Origin of the sequence: Siccirubricoccus soli, assembly GCF_024178315.1 — a bacterium.
GTDB classification, from domain to species: domain Bacteria; phylum Pseudomonadota; class Alphaproteobacteria; order Acetobacterales; family Acetobacteraceae; genus Siccirubricoccus; species Siccirubricoccus soli.
In genome coordinates this window covers 57,853-73,488 of the sequence record NZ_JAMZIK010000086.1, presented here as the reverse complement: position 1 = coordinate 73,488, position 15,636 = coordinate 57,853, and the positions used below count along the sequence as shown (strand labels likewise).

16 protein-coding genes are annotated in these 15,636 nt (G+C 70.4%); 14 read left to right on the top strand and 2 right to left on the bottom strand.

Features of this window, described 5'->3' with window-relative positions; translation table 11 throughout:
• The first annotated feature begins 387 nt into the window (after positions 1-387).
• The 5 genes from NJ376_RS14320 to NJ376_RS14300 all read left to right on the top strand — a co-directional run bounded on the left by NJ376_RS14320 (position 388) and on the right by NJ376_RS14300 (position 4,589).
• Entirely contained in the window at positions 388-867 is a 480-nt protein-coding gene (locus NJ376_RS14320; protein WP_252953957.1) for a MarR family winged helix-turn-helix transcriptional regulator, read from the top strand.
• Positions 864-2,945: an FUSC family protein gene (locus tag NJ376_RS14315; RefSeq protein ID WP_252953956.1), complete on the top strand. Its 2,082-nt coding sequence runs from the start codon at positions 864-866 to the stop codon at positions 2,943-2,945. Before NJ376_RS14320 ends, NJ376_RS14315 begins: the two co-directional genes overlap by 4 nt.
• A gap of 6 nt (positions 2,946-2,951) precedes the next feature.
• On the top strand, positions 2,952-3,161 hold the full coding sequence (locus NJ376_RS14310; RefSeq protein ID WP_252953955.1) for a DUF1656 domain-containing protein: 210 nt from the start codon (positions 2,952-2,954) through the stop codon (positions 3,159-3,161).
• Complete coding sequence (locus NJ376_RS14305) at positions 3,158-4,144, top strand: efflux RND transporter periplasmic adaptor subunit (protein WP_252953954.1); 987 nt, start codon at positions 3,158-3,160, stop codon at positions 4,142-4,144. Before NJ376_RS14310 ends, NJ376_RS14305 begins: the two co-directional genes overlap by 4 nt.
• Positions 4,145-4,223: 79 nt before the next feature.
• Complete coding sequence (locus tag NJ376_RS14300) at positions 4,224-4,589, top strand: TfoX/Sxy family protein (protein ID WP_252953953.1); 366 nt, start codon at positions 4,224-4,226, stop codon at positions 4,587-4,589.
• Between the two features lie 3 nt (positions 4,590-4,592).
• Here NJ376_RS14300 and NJ376_RS28990 read toward each other — a convergent pair whose 3' ends face one another.
• Complete coding sequence (locus NJ376_RS28990) at positions 4,593-5,675, bottom strand: glycosyltransferase family 4 protein (RefSeq protein ID WP_305879984.1); 1,083 nt, start codon at positions 5,673-5,675, stop codon at positions 4,593-4,595.
• Positions 5,675-7,120 carry an oligosaccharide flippase family protein gene (locus tag NJ376_RS14285; protein ID WP_252953952.1) on the bottom strand — a complete coding sequence of 482 codons (1,446 nt, stop codon included), beginning with the start codon at positions 7,118-7,120 and terminating at the stop codon, positions 5,675-5,677. The genes NJ376_RS28990 and NJ376_RS14285 overlap by 1 nt, the downstream gene beginning before the upstream one ends.
• A 210-nt stretch (positions 7,121-7,330) precedes the next feature.
• On the opposite strand from NJ376_RS14285, the gene NJ376_RS14280 reads away from it, so the two are divergent.
• The 9 genes from NJ376_RS14280 (at position 7,331) to msrB (ending at position 15,501) form a co-directional block, all read left to right on the top strand.
• Positions 7,331-8,380 (top strand): glycosyltransferase family 2 protein, encoded by a 1,050-nt coding sequence (locus NJ376_RS14280; protein WP_252953951.1) that lies wholly within the window; start codon positions 7,331-7,333, stop codon positions 8,378-8,380.
• Between the two features lie 155 nt (positions 8,381-8,535).
• The gene (rutA, locus tag NJ376_RS14275) at positions 8,536-9,615 is read left to right on the top strand and encodes a pyrimidine utilization protein A (RefSeq protein ID WP_252953950.1); all 1,080 of its coding nucleotides are present in this window, start codon (positions 8,536-8,538) and stop codon (positions 9,613-9,615) included.
• An 11-nt stretch (positions 9,616-9,626) separates the two neighbouring features.
• Positions 9,627-10,667, top strand: coding sequence for an ABC transporter substrate-binding protein (locus tag NJ376_RS14270; RefSeq protein WP_252953948.1), 1,041 nt, complete (start codon positions 9,627-9,629; stop codon positions 10,665-10,667).
• Complete coding sequence (locus NJ376_RS14265) at positions 10,664-11,692, top strand: ABC transporter substrate-binding protein (RefSeq protein ID WP_252953947.1); 1,029 nt, start codon at positions 10,664-10,666, stop codon at positions 11,690-11,692. The genes NJ376_RS14270 and NJ376_RS14265 overlap by 4 nt, the downstream gene beginning before the upstream one ends.
• The gene (locus NJ376_RS14260; RefSeq protein WP_252953946.1) at positions 11,689-12,708 is read left to right on the top strand and encodes an ABC transporter substrate-binding protein; all 1,020 of its coding nucleotides are present in this window, start codon (positions 11,689-11,691) and stop codon (positions 12,706-12,708) included. The genes NJ376_RS14265 and NJ376_RS14260 overlap by 4 nt, the downstream gene beginning before the upstream one ends.
• Positions 12,705-13,499 carry an ABC transporter permease gene (locus NJ376_RS14255; protein WP_252953945.1) on the top strand — a complete coding sequence of 265 codons (795 nt, stop codon included), beginning with the start codon at positions 12,705-12,707 and terminating at the stop codon, positions 13,497-13,499. Before NJ376_RS14260 ends, NJ376_RS14255 begins: the two co-directional genes overlap by 4 nt.
• A 4-nt stretch (positions 13,500-13,503) precedes the next feature.
• Complete coding sequence (locus tag NJ376_RS14250; RefSeq protein WP_252953944.1) at positions 13,504-14,307, top strand: ABC transporter ATP-binding protein; 804 nt, start codon at positions 13,504-13,506, stop codon at positions 14,305-14,307.
• 207 nt (positions 14,308-14,514) lie between these two features.
• The gene (gene msrA, locus NJ376_RS14245) at positions 14,515-15,057 is read left to right on the top strand and encodes a peptide-methionine (S)-S-oxide reductase MsrA (RefSeq protein WP_252953943.1); all 543 of its coding nucleotides are present in this window, start codon (positions 14,515-14,517) and stop codon (positions 15,055-15,057) included.
• Between the two features lie 12 nt (positions 15,058-15,069).
• On the top strand, positions 15,070-15,501 hold the full coding sequence (gene msrB / locus NJ376_RS14240) for a peptide-methionine (R)-S-oxide reductase MsrB (RefSeq protein ID WP_252953942.1): 432 nt from the start codon (positions 15,070-15,072) through the stop codon (positions 15,499-15,501).
• The last annotated feature ends 135 nt before the right edge of the window (positions 15,502-15,636 follow it).

Here is a 15,636-nt window from a genome sequence, read left to right as displayed (position 1 = left end):
ATTGCCGGACGGCGCCGCTCTCGGCGCCTGAGCCACCGCCATAGAGCAGACCGCCGTAGGGCGGCATCGCCCGAGGACTTGAATCTGCTCTGCAAACAAGGGCGTAGAGCGTTTTCGGTGAACGCATGTGAACCGAAAGTGCTCTAGTCTCCTGATTTCGAAGTCGTGCGGCCTTCGTTCTCAGGCCACTCGCCACTGTCTTCAGTGGCCTGCGGATCCGCTGTGTTCGTGGAAATCCCCCGAATGTCCCGGGCAGGACACTAGCCTCCTCGACGCTGCCGCGCGTGCGGGAGCGGAACAGTATTGCCCCGCCTGTCGGGCTCGACAGCCCCTGCCAACCCGGCTAATAGATAGCATGCGTATTATGCTCATCCTATCTGTCAACAGATGAGCAATACCGCCTGCCCCCGGTTCCGCCTGACCTCGACGCTGCTGCAGGCCGGACGGCTCTGGCGCCGCCTCGCCCAGCGCGTGCTGGCCGAGCATGGCATTTCCCAGGCGCGGGCCGCCGCGCTGCTCTGGGTGGGCCGGCTTGGCGGCGGGGTTCGTCAGGTGACGCTGGCCTCTCATCTGGGCGTCACCGGCGCGGCCATCGTCCGGCTCCTCGATGAGCTCTGCGCGACAGGCCTGATCGAGCGGCGCGGCGATCCCGGGGACCGGCGCGTCAACGGCATCTGGCTGACCGCGGCGGGAGAGCTGCGGGCGGCGCAGATCGAAGCGGCCCTGGCCGAATTGCGGGCGCAGGTGCTGGGCGAGGTGAGCGATGCCGATGTGGCGGCGACGCTGCGGGTGTTCGATGCCCTCGGCCAGGCCAGCGGGGCAGCGCCCCGGGAGGCGGCGATGCCGCGGCCGGAGAGCCGGGCATGACATGGCCGTCCTGGCGCGACTGGCTGTTCTCCCTGAAGGCCTTCGCGGCGGCCATGCTGGCCCTCTACATCGCCCTGGCCTGCGGCCTGCCGCGCCCCTACTGGGCGATGACCGCCGTCTATGTGGTGGCGAATCCGCTCTCCGGGGCGACGGTCTCGAAGGCTTTCGACCGGGCCTTCGGCACCCTGCTCGGCGCCGCGGGCGGGGTGCTGCTCGTCAGCCTGTTCAACGGCGCACCCGAGCTGCTGATGCTGGCGATCGCGCTGTGGACCGGGAGCTTCCTGTACATCGCCCTGCATGGCAGGACGCCGCGCAACTACGTCTTCATGCTCGCCGGCTACACCCTGCCGCTGCTGGTCCTGCCCGGCGTCGACGCGCCGGAGACGATCTTCGAGCTGGCCGTGGCGCGCAGCGAGGAGATCATCCTCGGCATCCTCGCCGCCGCGATCATCGGCACGACAATCTTTCCCCGGAGCCTGCGCTCGGTCGTCGATGGCCGCATCGGGGCATGGCTCGGCGATGCCGGTGGCTGGGCGCGGGAGATCCTGCTCGCGCGCGGCGCCGACCCTGCGGCGCCGGTGGCGCGGCAGCGGCTCGCCGCCGATATCGCGCCGCTGAGCGCCCTGATCAGCCAGCTTTCCCATGATGCCGGGACCCGGGACATCAAGCCCCATGTCCTGGAATTGCGCGGCAGGTTCCTGTTCCTGCTGCCGCTGCTCTCCGCCCTGGCCGACCGCATGCATGCCCTGCGCCTTGAGCTCGGCGCCTTTCCGCCCGGGCTGCAGGCGCTGACCGAGAGGATCGCCGCCTGGATCGGGACGCCGGTCGAGGCGGCGGACGCGGCGGAGCCCGACCGGCTGCGTGCCGGGCTCGCGGCCCTGCCGGGGCCCGCCGACGGGCCGCTCTGGACGAAGCTGGTCTGGACCAGCCTGGTCAGCCGGCTGTCCGAGCTGATCGACCTCTGGGAGGACTGCCTGACCCTGCGGGGGCGGATCGGCCGGCAAGGGGCGCCGCAGCGGTGGCGGCCGCAATTGCGGCATCGCCCCGTCGTCGGGGAGGAGCTGCACCATGATCGCGGCCGCATGGCGCTCGCCGTGGCCTCGACCGTGCTGGCGACCTTCCTCGCGGGCCTGCTCTGGATCTGGAGCGGGTGGGCGGATGGCGCCAACGCCGTGGCCTTCGTCGCCATTGCCTGCTGCTTCTTCGGCGGCCTCGACCGGCCGGCGCCCTCCATGAAGTTCATGCTGGTCTGGAGCGCCATCGCCTATGCCTTCACCAGCCTCTATTTGTTCGTCGTCCTGCCGCGGATCCAGGACTTCGAATTGCTCGTGCTGGTGCTGGCGCCGCCCTTCCTGCTGGTGGGGGCCTTGATACCGAGGCCCGAGCTGTCGCTCCTCACCCTCCTTCTCGCTGTCAACCTCGCCGGGGATCTCGGCCTCCAGGGGCGCTACAGCGCCGAATTCGCCTCCTATACCGAGGGTGGGATCGCGATCATGGCCGGGCTGCTCTTCGCGCTGGTCTGGACGCTGGTCACCAGGCCCTTCGGCGAGGAATGGGCGGCGCGCCGGCTCATGCGGTCCGGCTGGGCAGACCTGGCCGCGCTCGCCTCGGGCGCCCGCCCCTTCGACCACCGCGCCCTGGTCAGCCGCACGCTGGACAGGCTGGGCCAGCTCATGCCGCGGCTCGCCGCGATGGCCTCGCCCTCGCCGGCGGCCCTCGAGGGGCTCGCCGAATTGCGCGCCGGCTACAACATCATCGCCCTGCAACGCGACCGCCGGGCGCTGCCGCCCGAGGCCAGGGCGGCGATCGATGCCACGCTGCGCGGGGTGGCGGATTTCTTCGGCCGCTGCGCCGCCGATGGCGAAAGAGGTGCGGCGCCGGAGGCCCTGCGCGGCGACATCGACCGGGCGCTCCGGGCCGTGTTCGCGCTGGAGGAGGCCGGGCCGCGCCAGGCCGCCCTCGATGCCCTGGTCGGCCTCAGGCGATCGCTCTTCCCCGGCGTGCCCGGCCCGGCCGGGCCTGGCTTCCGCCACCGGGACGGCGACCGCCCCGCCCTGGCATCCCTCGCCGCCGAGTAGTCTCCGATGCCCCTCGAACTCGACATCTACGGCATTTACATGCCCGGCCTCTTCGGCCTGATGCTCGCGGCCTATGCGCTGCTCCGCGCGGTGCAGCGTGTGGCCGAGCGCGCCGGTCTCTATGCGCTGGTCTGGCACCGGCCGCTCTTCGACCTCGCGCTCTATGTGCTGATCCTCGGCGCGGTGTCCTCCTTCGCCAGCAAGGTTCTCGGATGAACAGCTTTCTTGCCCATGCCGGCCGCATCGCCGTGACGCTGGCCGTGGTCGCCGTGGCCGCGCTGACCGGGCGCGGCCTCTGGGACTACTACATGAACGATCCCTGGACGCGGGACGCCCATGTACGGGCGGATGTCGTCAAGGTCGCCTCCGACGTGTCCGGCCTGGTCGATGAGGTCCTGGTGCGGGACAACAGCGTGGTCCATCGCGGCGAGGTGCTGTTCCGGGTGGACAAGCGGCGCTTCGAGATCGCGCTGCAGCAGGCGGAGGCCGCGCTCGCCGGCCGCCTGGCGGCGCGCGACCAGGCGAGGCGGGAGCTGGGCCGCTCGCACAACCTCGGCGATTTCGCTTCCCGGCAGCGCAAGGAGCAGGCCGAGGCGGCGCTGAACGAGGCCGAGGCGGCCTGCCGGCAGGCGCTCGCCGAGGTCGAATTGGCGAAGCTCAACCTCGCCCGCTCCGAGGTCCGGGCCGCCGCCAATGGCGTCATCTCCAACCTCACCCTGCAGGCCGGGGATTACGTGGCGACCGGCACCTCGGTCATGGCCCTGATCAACACCGATTCCCTGCGGGTCGAGGGGTATTTCGAGGAGACGAAGCTGCCGCGTATCCGCCTCGGGGAGCGGGTGACGATCCAGCTGATGGGGCAGTCCGGCGTGCTGCATGGCCAGGTGGAGAGCATCGCCGGCGGCATCGAGGACCGGGAGCGGAGTGGCGGCTCCGGTCTCCTGGCCAATGTCAATCCGACCTTCACCTGGGTTCGCCTCGCCCAGCGCGTGCCGGTGCGGATCCGGCTGGAGGATATCCCGCCGGAGACGCGGCTGGTGGTCGGCGTGACCGCGACCGTGCAGGTCGGCGAGCCGGTCTCGGTGCTGGAGAAGCTGATCGGCCATGGCTACCGGACCCGGCATGCGGCGGGAGCGAGCGCCGCGTCGCGCCCCGCTGGGGCGGGCGGGCCGGCGGGCGGCACTTCCACGCCAGCCTAGAACAATAGCCGATGGCGCCGGGCTTGCGACGCCATGGCGGGGGCGGGAGGATGCGGCCCGGCAGCGGGGAAGGGCGCGCATGGCATCCGGCGGCAGCTTCATCGCCTTCCTGGCCGAGCAGCTGGCGCCCCTCGGGCCCGTCGCGCCGCGGCGCATGTTCAGCGGCCATGGCCTGTTCTGCCATGGGGTGATGTTCGGCCTCGTGGTGCGGGAGGCCCTGTATCTGCGCGGCGATGCGCAGAACCGGCCGGTCTTCGAGGCCGCCGGGGCCGCGCCCTTCAGCTACTCCCGCCAGGGGCGCCGCGTGGAGCTCGCCTATTGGCGCGTACCGGACCATCTGCTGGACGAGGCGGAGGAGCTGCTCGTCTGGGCACGCTCCGGCCTGGCCGCGGCACAGCGCGTGGCCGCCGGGAAGCAGGCAGCCCCGAAGCGGCGCGCCCGGTAGGTCTCAGCCCGCCGCCGCCTCGATCGTCGCGATGAAGCGCGGCGTCATCGCCGCCAGGGAATACCCGGCCACGGCCCGCGCCCGCCCGGCCTCGCCCATCGCCCGGCGCAGCGCGGCATCGCCGGCCAGCAGGTGCAGCGCCTCCGCCCATTCCTCCGGCGTCGTCGCCAGCAGCCCGGTCTCGCCATGCCGCAGCACCTCGCGATTGGCACCCACCGGGCTGGCCACGGCGGGCAGGCCGCAGGCCATGTATTCGATGATCTTGAACCCGCATTTCCCCCGGGTCTGCGGATCATCCGGCAGCGGCATGATGCCGATGTCGAAGCCCTGGATGTCCGTGATCTCGCCGGCCAGGGTCCAGGGACGGAACTCCACCGGCACGCCCTCTGTCTCGAAGGGCTCGGCGCCGACGAAGCAGTAGCGCAGCGCCGGGTTCCGCCGCGCCGCCTCGGCGAGCCCCGGCCAGATGGCCTGGAGATAGCTCGTGTTGCGCGGCGTGCCGATCCAGCCGATCACCAGCGCGCCATCTGCCGGGCGCGGCGCCGGGCGGAAGCGCGCCGTGTCCACCACCGTCGGGATCAGCACCACCTGCTCCGGCGAGGGCGCGTGCCGCCGGGCATAGGTGGCGAGGTATTCGCTGCCCACCACGGTGCGCCGGGCGCGGGCGATCAGCCGCGCCGGCCGGTCGAAATCCCGCAGCCGGTCGATCGGGTTGTCGATGTTGAAGGAGCGCTCCCAGATCGCGTCGTCGAAATCGAAGGCGAGGCGGCCGCTCAGCGCCTCCATCCCCCGCTCGAACACCTCGGGCCCGACCGGGAAGGCTTCCCGCAGCACATAGACCAGGTCGGCCCGGCTGGCCCGCACCAGGTCGCCCAGCCGCCCCAGCGCGCCGAGCGCGGTGATGCCGAGCTTGGCCGCGACACCGGGGCGGTAGGCGAGGGGGGCGAGGCGGGAGGAGAGGAAGGGCCGGACCTCCGCCGCGATGCCGGAAGCCTCCAGCGCCGGCAGGTATTGATGGATACGGAAGCGGGTCGAGGGACCCTCGACCGGATGCGCGGCGATGAAGAGGACGGAAAGGCGGGGCATCAGGCCTGCGGCGGTGAGGGGCGGAAGCGGATGGCGGCGAGGCCGGCGGCCCAGCCCAGGGCGGCGGCCGCAACCCCGGCCCCCGAGTGCCGGAAGACCAGCGCCACCGCAAGCCCGAGGCCGAGCGCCGCCCCCTGCACCGCCAGCATGCGGAAAAGCGGCGCCAGCGCCGCCCAGCCAGGCAGCAGCAGGCGCCGCACCAGCCCGAGGCCGAGCGCTGCCCCCAGCGCCTGGCTGCCGGCGATGGCCAGCGCCGCACCGAGTGCGCCGAAACGCGGGATGAGCAGCAGGTTCAGCCCGATCTGCGCCGCCACCACCGCGCCCTGGGCCAGCATCGCCTGGCCCTGCCGGTCCGTCAGCACCAGCGCGCCGCTGGCGAGGAGCTGCAGCGCGGTGACCGGCAGCGCCAGGGAGAGCACCGCCAGCGGCACGGCCGCTGGGGCATAGGCTATGGGGTAGAGCAGCCAGACCAGGAATTGCGCCACCGGCAGCGCCAACAGCACGGCCGGCAGCAGCAGCGCGGCGGGCAGGCCCATCTGCCAGCCGAACCAGCGGGCGAAGCCGGGGCGGTCCACCTGGATGAGACGCGCCAGGGTGGGGTTGAGCGCGATCTGCGCTGCATGGATGAGGAAGAGCGCGGCCTCGAACAGCTTGAAGCCGGCGGTGAAGAGGGCGACCTCCGCCTCCCCCGCCAGCCGGCCGAGCAGCAGCACCTCCACCCGCCCCAGCGCCGCCATGGCGAGCGCCACGCCGAGATAGGGCAGGGAGTCCCGCAACACCCGCTTGACGAAGCCCGGTGCCCGGCGCCAGCGGAGCGGCCCGGCGAGCCGGCCGATCCAGCGCCACATGAGAAGCAGGTTCAGCAGCCCCGCCAGGACGAAGCCGGCGGCAATGGCGGGCAGGGAACCGCCGCTGAGCCAGGCGGCGGTGAGGCCACAGGCCGTCTGCAGCCCCGCCGTCGCCACCGCGCCGAGCGTCAGGGCGCGGATGGCGTGCAGCCCCTGCCCGGCATTCTCCAGCAGCAGCCACAGATTGGCCGCCGGCAGGGCCAGGGCGATGACGGCCAGGACGCGGGTCGTCTCCGCCCCGAACCCCGCCGCCCAGCCCAGCAGCGGCAGCAGCGGCACGGCGAGCAGGCCGAGGCCGAGCTTCAGCGGCAGCAGATGGCCGATCCAATGGGCGGCGCTGGCGGGGGCCCGCGCCACTTCCTTCACCACGGTGCGGGACAGCCCGGCATCCTGCACCAGCCCGGCCAGGACCAGGGCGGAGAGGGCGAGGTTCCAGGTGCCGAAGGCCTCGATCGGCAGGAGATGCGCGAGGGCCAGGGTGAAACCCATGCCGATGGCCCGGGCCAGGACCTGTCCGACGGCCAGGGAGGCAGCGCCGCGCGCCACGCGGCGGGCGGCCAGGTGCAGCGGCTCCGCGGCGGGGTCGGGCGGGGACATGGGCGGGGTGAAGCGCGGCGGCGGGCGGAGGGCAAGGGCTTGGCCAGGGCTCTGCCCCCTGGACCCCGGCAGAGGGCTCTGCCCTCTGCACGCCCGCCGGGGCCAGGACCTGGCCCCGGACCCCGGTGTGGGTTTCAGGCCCGGAGGCTGGAACTGCCGCCAACGCGCAATCCCTGGCGCCTTGGTGCCCTAGAGGTTAGGACCGCCGGCATGATGGACAGGCCCGACGCCGCTGCGCCCCGTGTGACGGTGGTCATCCCCAATTGGAACGGTGCCCATCTGCTGCCGGCCTGCCTGGAGAGCCTCCGCCGCCAGAACTTCCGCGACTTCGAGGTGGTGGTGGTGGAGAACGGCTCCACCGATGCCAGCGCCGCGTTGCTCGCCCGCGACTATCCGGAGGTGCGGGTGGTCGCGCTGCCGCGCAATTTCGGCTTCGCCAGGGGGGTGAATGCCGGCATCGCCCGCGCGCGCGGCGAATGGGTGGCGCTGCTGAACAACGACACGGAGGCCGCGCCCGATTGGCTGGCGGCGGCGATGGCGGAGCTGGACCGTCGCCCGGAGGTGAGCTTTGCCGCCTCCAAGCTGCTGGATTTTCGCGACCGCAAGGTGATCGACTGCGTCGCGGACGGCTTCACCCTCTATGGCGTGCCCTGCAAGATCGGCGAGGGGGAGCGGGATGCGGGGCAGTATGCCGCGCCCTTTCCCATCCTCTCCGCTTGCGCCGCGGCCAGCTTCTATCGCCGCGCCCTCTTCGCCGAGATCGGCGATTTCGACGCCGATTTCTTTGCCTATGTGGAGGATGTGGACCTGGCGCTGCGGGCGGTGCTGGGGGGCCACAAGGGCATCGCCATCCCCGCGGCGCGGGTCTTCCATCTCGGCACCGCCTCCACCGGCGGGGCGCCGACCGGCTTCACCATCCGCCTCTCGGCGCGGAACTGCCTCTGGGCCTTCTTCAAGGCGATGCCCTGGCCGCTGCTGCCGCTGGCCTTTCCGTTGGCGCTGGCGGGCCAGGCGGGGATGGTGGCGCAGGGCTTCACCGGGCGGCGGCCCTGGCTGCGGCAGAATCTCGGCGCCTATTTCCGCGGCGCGGCCGAGGGTTTCGCCGGCCTGCCCGGCATCTGGCGCAAGCGCCGGGCGATCCGCCGCCGGATCGGCACCCTGGCCTTCCTCAGGCTGCTGCTGCGGGCGGAAGCGCAATGGCGTGCCGGGCGCCGCCGCGCGCGGGCCGTGGCGTTGGCGCCACGCCCGGTCTCCGCCTGACCTCTTCCGGGCATGGTGCCTGTGCGCTGGGCAGGTCGGCCCGCACGGCCGACCGTATGCCTTCGGGTTAATCGCCTGTAGGGCTGACCGGCGCCCTTCGTGCTTGCTGGCATGACGATTGCTGCACTGGCCGCCGAAGAGCCAGGAGTTGGGTCATGGATGTCGGCGTTTTCATTCCCATCAACAACAATGGTTGGCTGACCTCCACCACCTCGCCGCAATACCTGCCGAGCTTCGACCTCAACCGCCGCATCGTGCAGGCGGCGGAAGGCTTCGGCCTCGACTTCGCCCTGTCGATGATCAAGCTGCACGGTTTCGGCGGGCCGAGCCGCTTCTGGGACTACGGCCTCGAGAGCTTCACGCTGATGGCCGGGCTCGCCTCCGTCACCCAGCGCATCAAGCTCTTCGCCTCCATCGCCGTGCTGACCATGCCGCCGCCGATCGCCGCGCGCATGGCCGTGACGATCGACAGCATCGCGCCGGGCCGCTTCGGGGTGAACATCGTCTCCGGCTGGCAGGAGGCGGAGTACAGCCAGATGGGCATCTGGCCGGGCACCGAGCATTTCAACAACCGCTACCAATACTGCGCCGAGTACGTGGACGTGATGCGGGAGCTGTGGGAGCACGGCGAGAGCAATTTCCGCGGCCGCTTCTTCCAGATGGAGGACTGCCAGCTGCTGCCCATGCCCTCCGCCCGCATCCCCATCATCTGCGCGGCGCAGTCGGACAAGGGCACGCAATTCGCCGCCGAATATGGCGACTTCAATTTCTGCGTCGGCTTCGGGGTGAACCAGCCGCAGCGCGTGGCGCCTTCCATCGCCCGGCTGGTGGCGGCGACGGAGAAGACCGGCCGCGATGTCGGCGCGCTGGTGATGCAGATGGTCATCGCCGACGAGACGGATGAGGCCGCGCAGGCCAAGTGGCAGCACTACTGCGACGGCTTCGACGAGGAGGCGATGGCCTGGCGCAACGCCCAGGCCGGCGCCGACAGGACCACCGACCCCTATGCCACCGCCAACCGGCAGAAGCTGCAGGGCGACCGCTACCCGACCAACCAGGGCGTCTTCGTCGGCAGCTACGCCACCGTGGCGAAGCTGCTGGACGAGATGGCGGAGATCCCCGGGCTGCGCGGCGTGATGCTGACCTTCGACGATTTCATCATCGGCATGGAGCAGTTCGGCACCCGCATCCAGCCGCTGATGAAGAGCCGCCGCCACGTGCTGACGGCTGCCTGAGGAGAGAGAGCATGCAGACCACCCGTCGCGCCACGCTCGGCGCGTCCCTGGGCGCGATCGGCGCGCTCGCCCTGCCGGCGATGGGCCACGCCGCCGCGCCGGAGACGAAGAGCTTCGAGATCATCGGCGTGCGCGACCCCCAGCTCGGCGCTCAGCTCGCCGTCGCGGACCAGCTCGGCCTGTTCAAGCCGGAGGGGATCGAGCCCGCCATCCGCTGGACGCAATCGGCGGCCGATACCCTGACCATCATGGGCGGTGGCTCGGCGGCGATCGGCGTCGGCGGCAGCTTCACCCAGGTGGTGTTCGGCGGCCAGAAGCTGCCGATCCGCACCATCACCGCGCTGGCCGACATCGCGGAGACCCAGGGCTTCGTCCTCAGCCCTGGCGTGAAGCTGGCCAGCCCGAAGGAGCTGGAGGGCAAGCGCCTGGCCTTCACCCAGGGCAACAGCCAGGTGGTGCTGCTGGCCAAGCTGGCGCAGATGTTCGGCTTCGACCAGTCGAAGATCACGCTGGTGAACATGAACCAGTCGGAAGGCGTGGTCGCGGCCTCCAAGGGCGATGTTCATGGGCTGCTCGGCTGGCAGCCCAACCTGTTCCGCCTCGTCGCCATGGGCGGCAGCATGTACTGCACCGGCGGCACGCTCTACGTCACCGGCCAGCCCCAGGTGATGCCGGAGGACAACAAGCCGCTCTACAACCACTCCAACCTGCTGGCGACGCAGGAGTGGATCGATACCAGGCCCAACACCCTGGCGGCGCTGGTGCGCGCCCTGGCGAAGGCGACCGAGGTCATCAACACCGACCGGCCGCGGGCCATGGCGGCGCTGCAGCGTGCGCTGCGGGTGGATGCGGATGCGCTGGCGGTGATGGTGAATGCCAACAAATACGCCATCGGCATCTCTCCCGCGCTGATCGCCAGCCATCGCTTCCAGAGCGAATGGGCGATGAACATCAAGCGCATCCAGGAGCCGCCGAAGCCGGAGGATTGCTTCACCACACGGATCGTGGAGCTGGTGGATCCGTCGCTCGCCACCTGGAAGCCGACGGCGTGACCGCGCTGGACCGACGCGGGCTCCTGGGAAGCCTGGTGGCGCTGGCGGCCGCTGGCACCGCGCGCGCCGCGGCGCCGGAACAGGCGGAGCTGGAGTTCATCGGCGTGCGGGACCCGCAGCTGGGGGCCCAGCTCGCCGTCGCCGACCAGTTCGGGTTGTTCCGGGAGGAAGGGATCAAGGTCGGCTTCCGCTGGATGCAATCCTCCGGCGACGTGCTGACGGTGATGGGCAGCGGCGCGCCGGTTGGTGTCGGCGGACCCCTCGCCCAGCTTGTGCTGGCCAGCCAGAGCATGCCGGTGAAGATCATCGCTGGCCTCGCCGATATCTCGGACACGCAGGGTCTGGCGTTGGGCCCGGGCGTGAAGGTGGAGCAGCCGCGCGACCTGGAAGGCAAGAAGCTGGCCTTCACCCAGGGCAATTCCACGGTGCTGCTGCTGCCGAAGCTGGCGGAGCTGCACGCCTTCGACCACACCAAGGTACAACTGGTGAACATGAACCCGAGCGAGGCGGTGGTCGCCGCCTCCAAGGGGGACGTGCATGGCCTGCTCTCCTGGCAGCCCTTCCTGCACCGGCTGGTCACCATGGGCGGCACGCTGCTCGCCACCGGCGGCATGCTCTATCTTGGCGGCACGCCGCAGGTGCTGCCGGAGAAGGACAAGCTCATCCTCGCCCATGCCTGCATCCTGGCGAACCAGAACTGGATCGACGCCCGCCCCAACACGCTGGCGGCGCTGCTGCGCGCGCTGATCAAGGCGGATGGCATCATCGCCACGGACCGGCCGCGCGCCATGCAGGCCATGCAGCGCGTGCTGCGGATCGAGCCGGAGCCGCTGCAGGTCATGGCCATGGCCAACCGCTACCGCGTGGACATCTCGGACCAGCTGGTGGCGGCGTACAAATTCACCAGCGACTGGGCCGCCGGCATCCGCCGCATACCGGCGCCGCAACGCCCGGAGGACGGCATCGCCTCCGGCATCCTGGCATCTGTCGCCGCCGACCGCGTGTCCTGGAGACCTGCCGCATGATCTCCCGCCGCCTGCTTCTTGCCGCGCCCGCCCTCATCATCCCACCGACGCTCGCCCATGCGGCGCCGGAGGAGAAGGAGTTCGAATTCCTTGGCGTGCGCGACCCGCAGCTCGGCATGCAGCTCGCCGTCGCCGAGCATTTCGGCCTGTTCCGGGAGGAGGGCGTCAACCTCACCTTCCGCTGGCAGCCTTCCGGCGGCGATGTGCTGACGGTGATGGGCAGCGGCTTTCCCATCGGCGTCGGCAGCCAGCTCGGCCAGATCGCGCTGGCGGCGCAGAACATGCCGGTGAAGATCCTGACCGGCCTTGCCGATATCTCCGACACCCAGGGGATCGTGCTCGGCCCGCATTGCCGGATCTCGAACATCAAGGAGCTGGAAGGCAAGCGCGTCGCCTTCACCCAGGGCAACAACAGCCCGCTGATGTTCGCGAAGCTGGCGGAGCGCTTCGGCTTCGACCACACCAAGCTGCAGATGATCCCGATGGCGCCGAGCGAGGGCGTCATCGCCGCTTCCAAGGGCGACGTGGACATCCTGCTCTCCTGGCAGCCCTTCCTCCACCGCCTGACGACGATGGGCGGCACGCTCTTCGCCACCGGCGGCGCGCATTACTTCACCGGCCGGAAGGTGGTGCTGCCGGAGGCGGAGAAGCTGCTCTATTCCCACTCCGTCATCCTGGCCAATGAGAGCTGGATCCAGGGCAAACCCAATACGCTGCAGGCGCTGCTGCGCGCGCTGATCAAGGCGGATGCCCGCTTCAAGGTGGACCGCGCCGGCTGCATGCCGGGGCTGCAGCGCGTGCTGCGCATCGGCCCGGAACCGCTGCGGGTGATGACGGAGGCCAACCGCTACGGCGTGCTGATCGACCGGCCGCTGGTGAACAGCTACCGCTTCACCAATGACTGGGCGGTCGGCATCAAGCGCATCCCCACCCCGCAGACGCCGGAAAGCGGCATCACGCCCGTGGTGCTGGAGAAGGTTGCCCCCGACAACGTCACCTGGAGGGCCGGCGCATGAGCGCGGAATGGCGCAAGCGGCTGAGCACGGGCGGGATGCGCTGCGTCGCCATCCTGCTCTTCCTCGCCATCTGGTTCATCGTTTCCATAGGCAATGCCCATTGGTGGAAATTCTTCAACCCGGTCCTGCTGCCGACGCCGACCGAGGTGGTGAAGGCCGGCATCGAGGCCTGGCAGAGCGGGGAGCTGCAGGACAACATCCTGGCCAGCATGGCGCGGGTGATCCAGGGCTTCGCGATCGCCGCCATCGCCGGCGTCGCGGTCGGGCTCGCCGTCGGCACCTGGCGGCCGCTGGAGCGGTTGGTGGAGCCGATGATCGAGCTGCTGCGGCCGATCCCGCCGCTCGCCTTCCTGCCGATGATGGTGCTGTGGTTCGGTATCGGCGAGATGTCGAAGATCGCCTTCATCGCCTATGCGGCCTTCTTTCCGGTCTTCACCACAACGGTGGAAGGCATCAAATATGTGGACCCGGTGCTGCTGCGCGCCGCCTCCTCGCTCGGCGCCAGCCGGGCGGATCTGTTCCGCCATGTGGTGCTGCCGGCGGCGACGCCCTCCATCATCACCGGGCTCCGCCTCGGCTTCGGCCTGTCCTTCTTCGTCATCGTGGCGGCGGAGTTCATCGCGGCCGACAGTGGCCTCGGCTACATGATCAACGATGCGCGCACCTTCTTCATGGTGTCGCAGATGCTGCTCGGCGCCGTCGTCATCGGGCTGATCGGCTTCGGGGTGAACATCCTGCTGCGCAGCCTGGAAGGCTGGCTGCTGCGCTGGCGCGTGGCGACAAGGGGGTAGGGCCATGGACGCGATGCTTGCGGAGGCGCCTGCCGCCGCCACCGACAGCCGCCGGGTGAAGATCAGCATCCGCGGCGCGGAGAAGCGCTTCGGCGACATGGTGGCGCTGAAGGGCGTGGATCTCGACCTCTACGAGAACAGCTTCACCTGCCTGCTCGGGCCATCCGGCTGCGGCAAGTCCACGCTTCTGAACATGATCGCCGGCTTCACCCAGCCGACGGCCGGCCAGGTGCTGGTGGATGGCAAGGCGGTGCAGGGGCCTTCCGCCGACCGCGGCGTGGTGTTCCAGGAATATGCGCTGTTTCCCTGGCGCACCGCGATCGACAACGTTGCCTTCGGGCCCATGCTGAAGGGCATGCCGAAGGCGCAGCAGCGGGAGATCGCGAAGCGCTACCTGGCGATGGTCGGGCTGGCGGGGCATGAGGGCAAGTATCCCGGCAACCTCTCCGGCGGCATGAAGCAGCGCGTGGCCATCGCCCGGGCGCTGGCCAACGACCCCTCCGTGCTGCTGATGGACGAGCCCTTCGGTGCGCTGGACGCCCAGACGCGGGAGACCCTGCAGGAGGAGATGCTTCGCATCTGGGAGCATGAGCGGAAGACGGTGGTCTTCGTCACCCACTCGATCAGCGAGGCGATCTTCCTCGCCGACCGGATCGTGGTGATGGCGACGAAGCCCGGCGCCGTGAAGCAGGTCTTCGACCTCGACCTGCCGCGGCCACGGGAACGTTCTGAATCCGGTTTCGTCAGGCTGGAGAAGGAGATCAAGCTGCTGGTCCGGGCGGAGGTGCAGAAGCTGGGCGTGATCTAGATCCTCACGAAGTCGCCGCGCGCCGCCCTGGGGCCCATGCACGGCACAGCCGCGGGGCCTTGCACAGCCCGTCCGGCAAAGCCGCGGCGGGCAGTGGGCGGCGGCCGGTGGCGGCCGTCCGCGGGCCCGGCAGCGGCGTAACCTTCCGGGGCCCTGGACCGAACCCCCTGCCGCCCCCATCTTCGGGGGCGGCAAGAGGAGGCGGCGATGACGGAACTGGCAACTCTCGGCGGCGGGTGCTTTTGGTGCCTGGATGCGGTGTACCGGGACCTCGCCGGCGTGTCCTCCGTGGTCTCCGGCTATGCCGGCGGCCATACCGAGAACCCCACCTATGAGGAGGTCTGCGGCAAGAAGACCGGCCATGCGGAGGTGGTGCAGATCGCCTTCGATCCGGCCGTGATCTCCTATGCCGATCTGCTGCGCGTCTTCTTCACCATCCACGACCCCACCACCAAGGACCGCCAGGGGGCGGATGTCGGACCGCAATACCGCTCCATCATCCTGGCCCATTCGGACGCCCAGGCGGAGACCGCGAGGCAGGTGATGGCGGAGATCGAGGCCTCCGGCGTCTGGGGCGCGCCCCTGGTGACGGAGGTCGAGCCGCTGACCCGCTTCTGGCCGGGCGAGGCGGAGCACCAGGACTACTTCGCTCGAACCCCCTGGAGCGGCTATTGCCGCATCGTCATCGCCCCCAAGGTGGCCAAATTCCGCAAGAACTTCGCCGAGCGCCTGAAGCGCCCGGCGGCGTAAGGACACCCAGCCATGGCCCTGTTCGGCAACAAGACGGCCCCGGCGGCCGAATACCCCGTCTCCAAGCCGGAATCGGAATGGCGGCGGGAACTCTCGCCCGAAGCTTATCGCGTGCTGCGGGAGCACGGCACGGAACGCGCCGGCACCAGCCCGCTGAATGCGGAGAAGCGTCCCGGCACCTTCCTCTGCGCCGGCTGCGGCACGCCGCTTTTCGACGCGGCGACCAAGTATGAAAGCGGCACGGGCTGGCCGAGCTTCTTCGCCCCGATCGAGGGCAATGTCGGCACCAGCACGGACCGCAGCTTCTTCATGACGCGGACCGAGGTGCATTGCGCCAGATGCGGCGGCCATCTGGGCCATGTCTTCCCGGATGGTCCGCAGCCTACCGGGCTGCGCTACTGCATGAACGGCGTGTCCCTCCGCTTCGAGCCGGCCGGGAAATAGGCCTTCCCGCGCCGCGGAACCCGGGCCGGGCCTTGCCGCTTGTGCTGGCGCGGCGCCGGACCGGGCGCCGCGGAGGGCGCCGGCCGGGGTGGTGGGTAACGGCCGGGCAATGCCTTCCTCCACATAACGGCACTT